A 12,460-nucleotide genomic window follows, 5' to 3' on the forward strand; every position below is an offset into this window, starting at 1 on the left:
GGCTGGCGCCGCTCAGCGCACCGCCGGCGCCAGCAGGCCGATGCTGCCGACATCGGCGTCGATCTCCACCGGTGCGCCCACCGGCAGGGTGAACTTGCGCTTGATGTGGCCGATCATGGCGCCGCGGTAGACGGGCACATTGAGCGGCAGGAAGTAGTCGTCGAAGACCTCGTCCAGCGTCAGCGTGCCATAGCCGTCGCCGGGCTCGCACTTGGTGAACTTGCCCAGCACCACGCCGGCCAACTGGTCCAGCGCGCCGGCCAGGCGCAGCGTGGAGAGCATGCGGTCGATGCGGTAGATGTATTCGTTGATGTCCTCGAGGAAGAGCACGGCGCCGCGCCAGTCGTGCCAGAAGCGCGAGCCCGCCAGCGAGCTCAGCACCGCCAGATTGCCGCCCAGCAGGCGCCCGCGCGCCTTGCCGCCGCGCAGGGTCTGGATGCGGTCCTGGGTCTGTACCAGGTTGTCGCCGCGCTCGCCCTGCGGGTTCCTCAGCAGCGGCAGCTCGCCGGTCTGCATCACCATGGCCTTGAAATGCGCGACGCTGAACTCGTTCCATTCCGAGCCCGCCACCGGGCAGTGGAAGGTCACGAGGCCGGTCTGCTGGTGGATGGCGTTGACCAGGCAGGTGAGGTCGGAGAAGCCGCCGAAGAACTTGGGCTGGCGCCGGATCAGGCCGTAGTCGAGCTTGTCGACGATGCGGTTGCAGCCCGAGCCGCCGGTGAGCGCGATGATGCCGGCCACGCCCTCGTCGGCGAACATGGCGTTGATGTCGGCGGCGCGCTCGGCATCGCTGCCGCCGAACTGCCCGTAGCGGCCGCGCACATGCTGGCCCAACTTGACCTTGAAGCCCAGCGCCTGCAGCGCCTCGACGGCCAGCTGCAGCGGCTCGCGCTCATAGGTGGCGTTGGCGGGGCTCACCAGGCCCAGGGTGTCGCCGGCGCTGAGGCGGCGCGCCAGCAGCGGCGTGGGCGTCGGTTTCGCCTCGGCCTTGGCGCCGGCGAGCAGGGCGCCGCCGAGCGCCAGCGATTGGGTGAAGCTACGTCGGGCGATTGTCGGCATACTCATGTCCATCTGGGCGTACCTGGAAGGGGCGGGCGTGCAGCTGCTGCGAATGGTGCTGTTGTCGGGCTTGATGCTGTTCGGCATGGCCGCTACCGCGGCCTGCCCGGAGCGCATCCGCGTCGTCTTCACCGACTCCAGTTATGAACCGCTGATCGCCGGCCGGGACAGCCATTTCGCCGAGCCGCCCGGCTTGTTGGTGAGCTGGACCAGGCAGGCATTGCAGCGCATGGGCTGCCTTGAGCGGGCCGAACTGCTGCGCCAGCCGCAGGTGCGCACGCGCCGGTTGATCACCGAGAAACCGGCGCGCGTCGATCTGGTCGTTGGCGTGTTCGAGGGCTCGCCGTTCTCGCCCTTGGTCGAGTTCCCGCCCATCGATCACCGGCCCGAGCGCGATCTGAGTGTCGGCGAGCTCGATATCGCGCTCTACGCGCGCCGCGACAGCGACCCCGTATGGGACGGACGGACGCTGCGGCTGGCGCCCGGGCAGACCGTGGGTGCCTTGCGCGATACGGTGTTCGGCGCCATCGCGGAGGCGCACGGCTGGCCCACCACGGATGCGCTGACGACCGAAAACGCGCTGCAGATGCTGCTGGCGCGGCGCACCAGCTACCTGCTGACCTATGCCGGCTTTGCGGACGCACGCATGCGGGCGGATGGACAACTGGCCGCGCAGCTGGTGAAGCTGGCGCCACCGGTGGACCGGCGGCGTCTTTATGCGGTGGCCTCGCACGATTTCCTGCGCGCTGAGCCCGCCTTCGTGAAACGCTTCTGGGTCGAGATGTGTCTGCAGGGCAATGCGCTGCGCGATGCGCCGTTCAAGTGCCTGCCCCCGCCCGCAACTTGAAGAGCGCTGCATCACAGCACGCGCGGCAGCTCGCGCCGCACCAGCACGCGATCGCCGAAGTCGAAATGCCACCACTCGGTGGCAATGCCTTGGAAGCCGGCCTGGCGCATCGCCGCGCGCAGCCAGCCGCGTTCGCTCAGCTGGGCGGCGCTGAGCAGGCCGCGCGCCAGGTGCTCGGCCTCGTACTCGGGATGCGAGATCGGCGCCATCTCGTCGAAGCCCGAGCCCATGTCGACCTCGCGGCCCTGCGGGTCCAGCAGCGTGACGTCCACCGCCATGCCGAAGGAGTGGATCGAGCCGCGCTCGGGGTGGGCCAGGTAGAGGGCCAGCGGCGTGCCGGCCAGCTCGGCATAGAGCGCCTCCTGCACGCGCTGCGGGCGCAGCGCGTCCAGCACGCGCAGGCGGTAGCCGGGGCGCTGCCGGGCCAGCCATTGCGCGGCACTGGCGAGCGCCGCGGCCGCTTCACGCCGCAGATAGGCGCAGTCCAGGCCGCCGTAGACGTCGCGGCCGACGAAGTTGTCGGGGCTGGCGTAGCGCAGGTCCACGTCCACGCCCTCCAGGCTCAGCAGGGCGCGGAAGTCGGGGTGGCCGGCAATGTCTTCGCAGGCAATCATCAGGCTTCGCCCACCGAGCCCAGGTGCTCGCGCGCCGCCTGGCCCAGGAAGCCGACCAGCTTGCGCGCCGGCTGCGCCAGCGGCGCATTGGCGGCGGTGAGCAGGTAGAGCTGCACGGGGATGCGCGGCAGCAGCGGCCGCACGCGCACGCGGGCGCGGTCGGCCGAGGCGGCGGTGAAGGGGTCCACCACCGTCATGCCCACGCCAGCCTCCACCAGGGCGCGCGCCAGCTGGTAGGTCTGCACGGTGATGCGGCTGGCGATCTCCAGGCCCTGGGCCTCGAAGGCGCTCATCACCACGCTGCCCAGCGGATCGTCCTCGGCCATCGCGATCAGCTCGCTGCGGATCTGCTCGATCGGCAACGGCCCTTCGCCGGCGGCCTCGGGGCTGCCCAGCGGGCACAGCGCCATCATCGGCCCGGCGGCCAGCACCTCGGCCTTGATGCCGGGGTGGCGCGGGTCCTGCAGCGAGAGCGCCAGGTCGGCCTCGCCCAGCAGCAGGGCGTTGACGATCTCGCGCGTGTGGTTGGTGGCGAGGATGCAGCGGCTGGCCGGAAAGGCCTTGGCCCAATGCGTCATCGCCGCCGGGATCACCGAGGCACCCAGGGTCGGGGTGGCGACCAGCTTGACCTGCTCGGAGATGCCCGAGCGCAGATTGGCCGCCAGGCGCCTGATCGTCACCAGATCGCGGTTCAGCTTGTCGATCTCGACGAACAGGCGCTGCGCCTCGGGGGTGGGGTAGAGCTTGCCCTTGAGGCGGTCGAACAGCGGCATGCCCAGCTGCAGTTCGGCATGCTGCAGCACCTTGGTCACCGCCGGCTGCGAGATGTGCAGCAGCTGGGCCGCACCGCTGATGGTGCCGGCCTGCATGATGGCGTGGAAGACCTCGATGTGCCGGAGTCTCATTTCCTGTAGACGTTCTCGAAATCGACGCTGCCGTTGGGCGCCATGATGAAGCCCTGCACATCCTTGCGCACCGGGATGTAGACGGTGGAATGCGCCATCGTGATCCAGGGCCGCTCGCGCTTGAAGATCTCCTGCGCCTGCTCGTACATGGCGATGCGCTTCTTGGGGTCAGGTGTTGCGCGCGCGTCGTTGATGAGCTTCTCGAACTCGGGGTTGCAGAACTTCACGCCGCTCTGGTTGGCGGCGCAGCTCAGGTTGGGGGTGAGGAAGTCGTCGGCATCGCCGTTGTCGCCCGACCAGCCGCTCATATAGACATGGTGCTCGCCCTGGTTGGCGCGCTTCAGGTACTCGCCCCACTCATAGGTCTTGATGTGGGCCCTGACGCCGATCTTGGCCCAGTCCTGCTGGATCAGCTGCGCCATCAGCTGGCCGTTGGGGTTGGTGGGGCGCGTCACCGGCAGGGCCCAGAGGTCGATCTCGAAGCCGTTCGGAAAACCCGCCTTGGCCAGCAACTGCTTGGCGCGCTCGGGGCTGTATTCGTTCTTGAGCTTCTTGTTGTAGCCGGGAATGGCGGGCGGGAAGGCGCTCACCGCCTGCATCGCGTCGCCGCGCGGGAACAGGGCCTTGAAGATGGCGTCGCGGTCCACCGCGATGTCCAGCGCCTCGCGCACCTCGCGCTTGTCGACCGGCGGCTTCTTCAGATTGAAGCTCAGGTAGGAGATGTTGAGTGCCTGGATCTTCAGCAGCTGCACATCGGGCTTGCCGTCCAGCGAGCTCACGTCCACATCGCGCAGCGGCGCGGTGACCTGGCATTCGCCCGCCAGCAGCTTCTGCACCCGCACATTGGGCTCGCGGCTGATGCTGAACACCAGGGCGGTGGTCTTCTGCTTCTCGCCCCAGTAGTCGGGGTTGGGCTCCATGCGCACCACATCGTCCTTGGCATAGGACTTGAACTTGTAGGGCCCGGTGCCCACCGGCTGGTTGTTGATCTGGTTGGCGCGCCCGTCCTTCAGGAGCTGGGCGCCGTACTCGGCCGAGTGCATGCCGGCAAACGCCATCGCCAGATAGGTCTGGAAGATCACATTGGGCTGCTTCAGGCGGAAGCGCACCGTGTAATCGTCGACGCGGTCGATGCCCTCGATGAGCTTGGCCAGGCCAAGGTTCTGCGGATAGACGAAGTTGGCCGGGAAGGCCTGGTTGAAGGGGTGCTTGGGGTCGATGAAGCGCCCGAAGGTGAACAGCACGTCGTCGGCATTGAACTGCCGCGTGGGCGTGAAGTACGGCGTCTTGTGGAAGTTCACGCCGCGCCGCAGCGTGAAGGTGAAGGTCTTGGCGTCCGGCGCGATCGTCCAGGCGGTGGCCAGCTGCGGCTCCAGCTCGGTGCCGCCGCGCTTGAAGCCCAGCAGGCCCTGGAACATCTGGCTGTTGACGTTGTTGGTGCTGGCCGAGTCCCACAGCCCGGGGTCGAAGCCCTCGGGGCTGGCATCGGCGCAGTAGACCAGGGGCTTGGCGGCCACACCGAAGCTGAGGAGCAGGCCAAGGGCCAGGGCGAGCGGGCTGGAAGTGGGCGTCATGAGGGGAGCGGCAACAAGGTGGTGGCCATTGTTGGGAGCCCCCACCCGGAACAACAAGTGACAAGTCCGGCGCTGACTATAACCTTGGCTTATGGCGCGCCTTGGCGAGCTGCCCGCACAGATAGGTCCAGACGCACTGAGCCGCCGCATAGCTGGTGAGCTCGGCATGGTCGTAGGGCGGTGCCACTTCCACGCAGTCCATGCCCACGAAGTTCAGCGGCGCCAGCTCCTCGAGGATGCTGAAGACCTGGTTCGTCGTCATGCCGCCGGGCTCGGGCGTGCCGGTGCCGGGCGCGAAGGCGGGGTCCAGGCAGTCGATGTCCAGGCTCAGGTAGAGGGGCGGGTGGTCCAGCGCGGCCATGCGCTCTTCCACCTGCTGCAGCACCGGGCTGAGCTGGATCGGGCTTTCCAGGCCGCGCAGGGTGCGGGCGTCGAAGATCAGCCCGCCCTGTTCCTTCACATACTCGCGCGCCTCGCGCAGGCCGGCCGAGCGTATGCCGATCTGCACAAAGCCCTCCTTCAGCACCAGACCCTCCTGGATCGCCTCGTAGACCCAGGTGCCATGGCCGCTGGGCTCGCCGAAATGGTCTTCCCAGGTGTCGCAATGGGCATCGAAATGGATCACCGCCAGCGGCCGGCCGTAATGGGCCTTGTAGGCGCGCAGCAGCGGCAGGGTGATGGAATGGTCGCCGCCCAGCCAGGCCATGTGCTGCCTGGCGATCATCGGGGCGATCAGCGGCAGCATCGCCGCGCGCATGGCCTCCAGGCTGGTGTTGGGCAGGGGCAGATCGCCCAGGTCGCTGCAGTGACCCTCGGGGCTGGTGTCGAACAGCGGGTGCGTGCCGTCGCACAGCATGTGGCTGGCTTCGCGGATGGCGCGCGGGCCGAAGCGCGCGCCGGGGCGGTTGGTCACGCAGCCGTCCCAGGCGATGCCGGCGATGGCGTAGGGCGTGGGGGAGGGCTGCCGGGCATCGCCCTGGGGCAGCTTCATGAAGGCGGTGTTGCTGAGGAAGGCGAAGCTGTTGCTCATCAAACTATCCTTTGGGCATGGGCAGTGCCGCCGACAGGGCCTGCAGCAGGGGCTCCTCCCACCTGTCGAAGGCCGAGTAGCGGCCGGGGTGTGTGTCGGGATCATCGGGCAGACCGTTGATCACGTACATCATGCCCCAGCGCTGGGCTGGGTTGAAGAAGAAGCCGGCCCGCAGGCCGTACGCGTCGCCCACGTGACCCCAGGCCTGCAGGCCGCCCGAACGGCGCAGCCGATCCCCGTAGCCCGGGCCGCTGCGGTCAATGAAGTGCTGCAGTCCCAGGCCCCAGGCCTGGAACAGGCCGCCGAAGTCGTCGCCGTTGGCCAAGCTGGGCGCATGGCGCCAATGCTCGTTGAGCATGGTGGCCACCGTGGCGGGCTGCAGCAAGACCTGGCCCTCGAAGCGGCCCTGGTCAAGCAGGAGTTGCAGCATGCGCGCCAGGCCTGGCAGGCTGATGCGCAGCCCGCCCTGCGGGGCAAACAGCGTGCCGTTGCTGCCGGGCTGATACTGGCCCAGCTCTGCGGGCGGCGCAGCTGGGCCCGCGGCCGCGTCGTCGGCCTGCGGCAACCATTGCGCGCCACGCCGCCGACACAGGCTGGCGAGCCGGCGCTGCGCCTCGGCGGGCAGGCTGGCGGCGTTGAAGCCACCGACGATGCCCAGCGGCGCCAGCAGCAATTCGTCCATCAGGAGATCGAAGCGCTGGCCGCTCACGGCCTCCATCACCGTGGCGATGAGGCCGAAGGCCAGATTGCAGTACGAGAAGAAGCGGCCGGGCGCCTGCGGTAACCAGGCCGCCGGGTCGCGCAAGCTGCGGCGCAGCGCCTGGCCATCGGCAAAGCGGGTGCCGAGGGCGTCGCTGAGCCCGCTGCGGTGGCTGAGCAGCAGGCGCAGGGTGATGGGCTGCCCCGGGTGGGCAGGGTGGCGTGGCCGAAAGTCCAGGTACTGGCCCACATCGGTGTCCAGCGCCAGCTGGCCGCGCTCCACCATGCGCATCACCGCCACGGCCACCACCAGCTTGGAGACGGATGCAACTCGGTAGAGCGTGTGCTCGCTGACCGCCTGCGCCGGCGCCAGGCGGGCCCAGCCGGCCTGGGCCTGCTGCACGATCTCGCCGTCCCGCATGAGCAGCCCCGCGGCGCTGAGCAGGGGCTGCCTGGGGTCTTGCACCAAGGCCCGCACCGTGTCGCCCAGCGATGCCGTGTCGGCCGCGCGGGCGCCGTGGCCGCGCAGGGGTGCCGCCAGCATGCCGCCCAGCAGGATGCGCCGCCGCGTCAGATCTGCCGCAGCCAGCTGCCGGCTCATTTGAAGCTGTAGCTCAGGTTCAAGCCCACCGTGCGCGGCTGGGTGGTGATGAGGCGCCGGCCCAGCTGCGTGTCGCCCACGGCCTGGTAGGAGGTGATCGCGCGCACATCACGCAGGTTTTGCACCCACAGGCTCAAGTCCCAGTGATCCCAGCTCAGACCGAGATTGGCATTGAGCAGGGTGTAGGCCGCATAGGCATGCGGGGCCGCTTGCTTGGGGTCGTCCTGGCGCGAGGAGAGCACGGCGCCCACCCGGCGCGCGTTCAGCCCGGCGCTGAACTCCATGCCGTTTTCCAGCTCCCGGCTGTAGCGCAGGCCCGCGGTGTGCTTCCAGGCGGGCGCGCCGCCCAGCGCACCGCCGGCCGACCAGGTGGTGCAGCCGCTGCCGTCCACGTAGGCGCACAGGGTCTTGGTCTGGTCCCACTCGGCCTTGGTGTAGGCGCTGTTCAGGCTGAACTGCCAGTGTTCGTTGAGCAGGTAGCGCGCGGCGAACTCGATGCCCTGCGTGTGCGCATCCGGGCCGTTGGCCGTGCCGTTGATCGGGAAGCCGATGCCGAAGTTGGGGCTGTCGGGATTGTGGTCTTCCAGGCTTTGCGAGAAGTCGGTCTGCGTGTTCTTCCACTTGATGCGGTAGACATCGGCCTGCAGCTGCAGGCGGCGCTCCAGCGCAAAGCCCTTCACGCCGAGCTCGAAGTTGGTGGTGGTGTCGGGCAGGTAGTTCTGGACCTGCGGGTTCACGGCCTTGACGGTGCCGGCAAAGCTGTCCACATCGTCGCGGAAGCCGTTGCTGCCGCCGCGGCGGAATCCTTGCGAGAGCGTGGCGTAGCCCAGCATGTCGTCGCTGAGCTGGTAGGCGCTGTTGAGCTTGAAATAGGCCTTGCCCTTGCCGCTGTCGGTGAATTCGCCGCCGCGGCTGGTGGAGCCGATGTAGTCGCGCACCAGGGGCGTGGCGCGGTCCTCGTAGTTGAAGACGCGAGCCCCTGCGGTGAGGGTCCAGCGCTCGGTGGGCTTGAAGCTCAACTCGCCATAGGCGGCGGTTTCGCGGTAGCGGCTCTGCATGTCTTCGGCATAGCCCTCGTCCACACGGCCGCCCACGGCGGCGCGCGTCCAGGTGAGCGCGGGGTACCAGCTCTGCAGCACCGGGAAGCCCACGGCATCCAGGCCCGGCAGCCATTCGGAGAAGCGCAGGTTCTTGTCCTGGCCGTTGCGGTACAGGCCCAGCAACCAGTTCCAGGGGCCACTGCCGTTGGACACCAGGCGCAGCTCATGGCTGTGGCCGCGGTAGCGGTTGTCGAAGCTCATGAAGGCGCTGCGCTTGCTGTCGCCCAGGCCCAGGCCGGTGATCCAGCCGTAGTAGCTGTTGCCATTGGCCGCGTAATCACCCTGGCCGACGCGCGCATCGCTGAAGCGCGAGCTGCTGGCGTGCAGGCGCGCGAAGCCGAGGTTCCAGTCCAGGTCCAGGCTGTCGAGCTTGAAGTCGCGGTCGGCGTACTCCGGGTAGCGCGAGATCAGGGTGTGGTCGTTCACCACGAAAGGGGTGTCCCAAGTGGAGTCGTAGTTCGCGCCCGGGTTCTGTGCCTGCGCCACCTTCACCGGCAGGGTGTTGGCGCCATTGCTGCCATGCGCCAGCATCGATTGCTCCGCATGGGCCAGCAGCAGCTCCAGGTCGGCGGTGGGCTTGAACAGCAGGGAGACCCGGCCACCCTTGACACGCTGCCAGTCGTCGCGTGGGTACAGCAGGGTGCCGGCGTCCGGGCGGCCGTCCCAGGCCAGCTTGGGGTCGGTGATCCAGGGTCGGTTGGCCAGGCGGTCGGTGTAGCCCTTCTCATCCAGCTTGGCCAGCGAGACGCGCAGGGCCAGCTGCTCGCTCAACGGCGCGTTCAGCATCAGGTCGGTGTCGTTGCTCAAGGCCCCGTGGCGCGTCCGGTAGAAGGAGGTGTTGAGCCTGGCGTCGAAGCCGCGCGTGTCGGGCTTGTTGGTGATGTAGCGGATGGTGCCGCCCAGGCTGCCGGCGCCGTAGAGTGTGCCCTGCGGGCCCAGCAGGGTTTCGACGCGAGACACGTCCTTGATGCGGTAGCCCATATGCGGCAGCGGCGTGTCGTCCAGGTAGTAGGCCACCGTGGTGCGGATGAACTGTTCCAGGTTGTTGGCGTTGACGTTGGAGACGTTCAGGCCCCGCACCGAGACCGAATCGGCAAAGCGTGCGCTGTTGCCGGGGGCGTTGATGGAGACGTTCTCGGCGATCAGCTTCTTGGCGTCGCTGATGTTCGCCTCGCGCAGCTGCTCCTGCGTGAGCGCGCTGACGTTGTAGGGCACCTTGTGCGCAGCCTGGTTGCGCTTGCTCGAGGTGATCACCACGGTCTCGAGCTTGTCGGTGGGCTTCTTGCTGCCCGGGCTCAGGATCGGCAAGGCTTCGTCATTCGCCTCGGCTGCTTGAAGCTGCGCGTGGGCCGGCGCCAGCAGGCCCAGCGTCAGCAATGCCACTGCATGCGCCACCGGGGTGGCGGAGATCTTTGTTGCGCTCATCGTCAAGTACTCCTCGCTTGGGGATGGCGCGACTTTCACGGCTGTGCAGTGCCGCGGCGATTGAGATTTCTGCGCGCCCCCATGCCACGCGGTTATGCCGTTGCCGCGCTCTCCTGGGAGAACAGCATGCCCAAGGCTGATGTCCTATTTGGAAACCTGTGGTTTCCAAGTAGGATTTGCCATGGCGAATGCACTGAATCCCCTGGAAGTCCTGCTGGAGTTGCATATGAGCGGCAGCCTGGCACTCACGGCCAGCCGCATGGGCAAGACGCCCTCGGCGGTGTCCAAGCTGATACGTGCCCTGGAAGTGCAGGCCGGTCATGCGCTGGTGGAACACGCCGCGCGACCGCTCAAGCTCACCGAAGCGGGGCGCGCCTACGCTGAGGCGGCGCGGCTGGTGCGCAACCAGCTGCGGGAGACCGAGGACCGAATCGCCAGCCTGAGCAAGCAACCGGGCGGCAGCCTGCGCATCACCAGCTCCATGCTGTTTGGCCACACGGTGCTGGCCGACTACGTGGTGGAGTTCAGGCGTGCCCATCCCCAGCTGCGTGTGGAGGTGGTGTTGAGCGACGCCTATGTGGATCTGGCGCGGGACGACCTGGACCTTGCCATCCGCCACGGCCAGCGTGCCAGCGGGGACATGATTGCGCGCGCCATCGGCCGCAACAGCGTGCGCCTGTGTGGCACGCCGGGCTATTTCAAGCGCCACGGGCGACCGCAGCGACCGGAGGATCTGTTCACGCATGAATGCCTGAACTTTCGCGCCGACACGCTGGACTCGCGCTGGCGCTTTCACAGCGCCGGCGGCGAAAGCGTGTTCGCCACGCCGATGGCGCGGCTGAGCTCCAACAGCGACGACTTTCTGCTCGCCAGCATGCGCGCCGGTGATGGGCTGCTGCCCTGCTTTGAGTGGGCCGTTGGCAAGGAGCTGCGCGCGGGACGCCTGCAGTCCTGTCTGGACGACTGGCGCTTCGAAAGCGATGCCTTTGGCGAACCCGAGCTGTGGGCCGTCTATCCGCGCGGCCAGCGCGGCAAGGCCAAGGTCAGGCAGTTCGTCGACGGATTGATCGAATGGCTGGCTGCGTTGCAGGGATAGGGCGGCGCCGCGGCAGGCCGCGTTGACACTGGCTTGACCTTGCGCAAACCGTCTTGAGCCGTTGGAATAGACCGACACCACGCCGGCCGCCCCGGTGCTAACTTGCGCGCACTTTGCAATCCTGCTGGAGGTGCCCCGTGCCCAAGACCCTGATCGAACCCTTCCGCATCAAGAGCGTCGAGCCCATCCGCATGACCACGCGCAGCGAGCGCGAGGCGCTGCTGGCTCAAGCCAAGCTGAATGTCTTCAAGCTGCCCGCCGAGGACGTGCTGATCGACTGGCTCACCGACTCGGGCACCGGCGCGATGTCCTCGCGCCAATGGGGCGCCATCATGGAGGGCGACGAGAGCTACGCCGGCGCACGCAGCTTCTACCGCCTGCAGGCGGTGATCCAGCAGATCACCGGCATGCAGCATTTCGTGCCCACCCACCAGGGCCGCGCCGCCGAGAAGGTGCTGTTCACCGCGGTGTGCAAGCGCGGCGAGCTGGTGCCCAACAACTGCCACTTCGACACCACCCGCGCCAACCTCGAATACCTGGGCGTGGAGGCGCGCGATCTGGTGATTGCCGAGGGCCTGCAGCCGGCCCTGATCCATCCCTTCAAGGGCAATATCGACCTGGCGCGCGTCGAGGCGCTGCTCCGGGCCGAGGGCGATCGCATCCCCTTCGGCATGATCACGGTGACCAACAACACCGGCGGCGGCCAGCCCGTCTCGATGGCGAATATCCGCGCCTATGCCCAGCTGCTCAAGGCGCATGGCAAGCCCTTCATCATGGACGTGTGCCGCTTTGCCGAGAACGCCATGTTCATCAAGATGCGCGAGCCGGGCTATGCCGAGACCTCGATCCGCGACATCGTCAAGGAGATGTTTTCCTACGCCGATGGCTGCACCATGAGCGCGAAGAAGGACGGCATGGTGAATATCGGCGGCTTCATCGTGCTGCGCGACGAGGCCTGGATGGACGCGGTGCGCAACGGCCTGATCATGAGCGAGGGCTTCCCCACCTATGGCGGCCTGGCGGGCCGGGATCTGGAGGCGCTGGCCGTGGGCCTGGAGGAGGGCATGCAGGAGGACTATCTGCGCTACCGCCTGCGTACCGCCGAATACCTGGGCGAGCGCCTGGAGGCGGCCGGCGTGGGCTTCGTCCGGCCGACCGGCGGCCATGCGGTCTATATCGATGCGCGCACCGTGCTGCCCGACATGCCGGTCGAGCATTACCCGGCCTGGGCGCTGTGCAATGCGCTCTATCTGGAGGGCGGCATCCGCGGCGTGGAGATCGGTTCGGTGATGTTCGGCAAGCGCCTGGACGACGGCAGCGAGACCTATCACAGCATGGAGCTGCTGCGCCTGGCCTTCCCGCGCCGCATGTACACGCAATCGCATTTTGACTATGCGGCCGAGGTGATTGCCGAGGTCAAGCAGAAGGCCGCCAGCATCCGCGGCGTGCGCATCGTCAAGCAGCCCAAGTTCCTGCGCCACTTCACCTGCGAGTGCGAATGGATCTGACC

10 protein-coding genes are annotated in these 12,460 nt (G+C 67.9%); 3 read left to right on the top strand and 7 right to left on the bottom strand.

Translation table 11 applies throughout. The annotated features are described in order from the left end of the window. Positions 1-12: 12 nt before the first annotated feature. Positions 13-1,059, bottom strand: a complete 1,047-nt coding sequence (locus PFX98_RS08435) for a S66 peptidase family protein (RefSeq protein ID WP_285234749.1) — start codon at positions 1,057-1,059, stop codon at positions 13-15. Positions 1,060-1,063: 4 nt separating this feature from the next. On the opposite strand from PFX98_RS08435, the gene PFX98_RS08440 reads away from it, so the two are divergent. Then, on the top strand, positions 1,064-1,906 hold the full coding sequence (locus PFX98_RS08440; RefSeq protein ID WP_285234750.1) for a hypothetical protein: 843 nt from the start codon (positions 1,064-1,066) through the stop codon (positions 1,904-1,906). Positions 1,907-1,917: 11 nt separating this feature from the next. Here PFX98_RS08440 and PFX98_RS08445 read toward each other — a convergent pair whose 3' ends face one another. The 6 genes from PFX98_RS08445 to PFX98_RS08470 all read right to left on the bottom strand — a co-directional run bounded on the left by PFX98_RS08445 (position 1,918) and on the right by PFX98_RS08470 (position 9,854). Continuing rightward, entirely contained in the window at positions 1,918-2,520 is a 603-nt protein-coding gene (locus tag PFX98_RS08445) for a M15 family metallopeptidase (protein ID WP_285234752.1), read from the bottom strand. After that, complete coding sequence (locus PFX98_RS08450) at positions 2,520-3,425, bottom strand: LysR family transcriptional regulator (protein ID WP_285234753.1); 906 nt, start codon at positions 3,423-3,425, stop codon at positions 2,520-2,522. The genes PFX98_RS08445 and PFX98_RS08450 overlap by 1 nt, the downstream gene beginning before the upstream one ends. Then, positions 3,422-4,999 (bottom strand): ABC transporter substrate-binding protein, encoded by a 1,578-nt coding sequence (locus tag PFX98_RS08455; RefSeq protein WP_285234754.1) that lies wholly within the window; start codon positions 4,997-4,999, stop codon positions 3,422-3,424. The genes PFX98_RS08450 and PFX98_RS08455 overlap by 4 nt, the downstream gene beginning before the upstream one ends. 76 nt (positions 5,000-5,075) lie before the next feature. Beyond that, complete coding sequence (gene speB, locus PFX98_RS08460; protein WP_285234755.1) at positions 5,076-6,029, bottom strand: agmatinase; 954 nt, start codon at positions 6,027-6,029, stop codon at positions 5,076-5,078. Between the two features lie 4 nt (positions 6,030-6,033). Then, a complete protein-coding gene (locus PFX98_RS08465; RefSeq protein WP_285234756.1) occupies positions 6,034-7,329 on the bottom strand; it encodes a serine hydrolase domain-containing protein in 1,296 nt (431 codons plus the stop codon). Then, complete coding sequence (locus tag PFX98_RS08470; protein WP_285234757.1) at positions 7,326-9,854, bottom strand: TonB-dependent receptor; 2,529 nt, start codon at positions 9,852-9,854, stop codon at positions 7,326-7,328. Before PFX98_RS08470 ends, PFX98_RS08465 begins: the two co-directional genes overlap by 4 nt. Before the next feature lie 181 nt (positions 9,855-10,035). Here PFX98_RS08470 and PFX98_RS08475 point away from each other — a divergent pair, with 181 nt between their 5' ends. Further along, on the top strand, positions 10,036-10,950 hold the full coding sequence (locus PFX98_RS08475) for a LysR family transcriptional regulator (RefSeq protein WP_285234758.1): 915 nt from the start codon (positions 10,036-10,038) through the stop codon (positions 10,948-10,950). 137 nt (positions 10,951-11,087) lie between these two features. Beyond that, positions 11,088-12,458 (top strand): tryptophanase, encoded by a 1,371-nt coding sequence (locus PFX98_RS08480; RefSeq protein WP_285234759.1) that lies wholly within the window; start codon positions 11,088-11,090, stop codon positions 12,456-12,458. Positions 12,459-12,460 lie beyond the last annotated feature (2 nt).

Source organism: Paucibacter sediminis, from assembly GCF_030254645.1.
Classification (GTDB): domain Bacteria; phylum Pseudomonadota; class Gammaproteobacteria; order Burkholderiales; family Burkholderiaceae_C; genus Paucibacter_B; species Paucibacter_B sediminis.

Coding starts and splice junctions, on each gene's coding strand:
- PFX98_RS08435 (WP_285234749.1), bottom strand. CDS start 1,059: ATGCCGACAATCGCCCGACGTAGCTTCACCCAATCGCTGGCGCTCGGC.
- PFX98_RS08440 (WP_285234750.1), top strand. CDS start 1,064: ATGTCCATCTGGGCGTACCTGGAAGGGGCGGGCGTGCAGCTGCTGCGA.
- PFX98_RS08445 (WP_285234752.1), bottom strand. CDS start 2,520: ATGATTGCCTGCGAAGACATTGCCGGCCACCCCGACTTCCGCGCCCTG.
- PFX98_RS08450 (WP_285234753.1), bottom strand. CDS start 3,425: ATGAGACTCCGGCACATCGAGGTCTTCCACGCCATCATGCAGGCCGGC.
- PFX98_RS08455 (WP_285234754.1), bottom strand. CDS start 4,999: ATGACGCCCACTTCCAGCCCGCTCGCCCTGGCCCTTGGCCTGCTCCTC.
- speB (WP_285234755.1), bottom strand. CDS start 6,029: ATGAGCAACAGCTTCGCCTTCCTCAGCAACACCGCCTTCATGAAGCTG.
- PFX98_RS08465 (WP_285234756.1), bottom strand. CDS start 7,329: ATGAGCCGGCAGCTGGCTGCGGCAGATCTGACGCGGCGGCGCATCCTG.
- PFX98_RS08470 (WP_285234757.1), bottom strand. CDS start 9,854: ATGAGCGCAACAAAGATCTCCGCCACCCCGGTGGCGCATGCAGTGGCA.
- PFX98_RS08475 (WP_285234758.1), top strand. CDS start 10,036: ATGGCGAATGCACTGAATCCCCTGGAAGTCCTGCTGGAGTTGCATATG.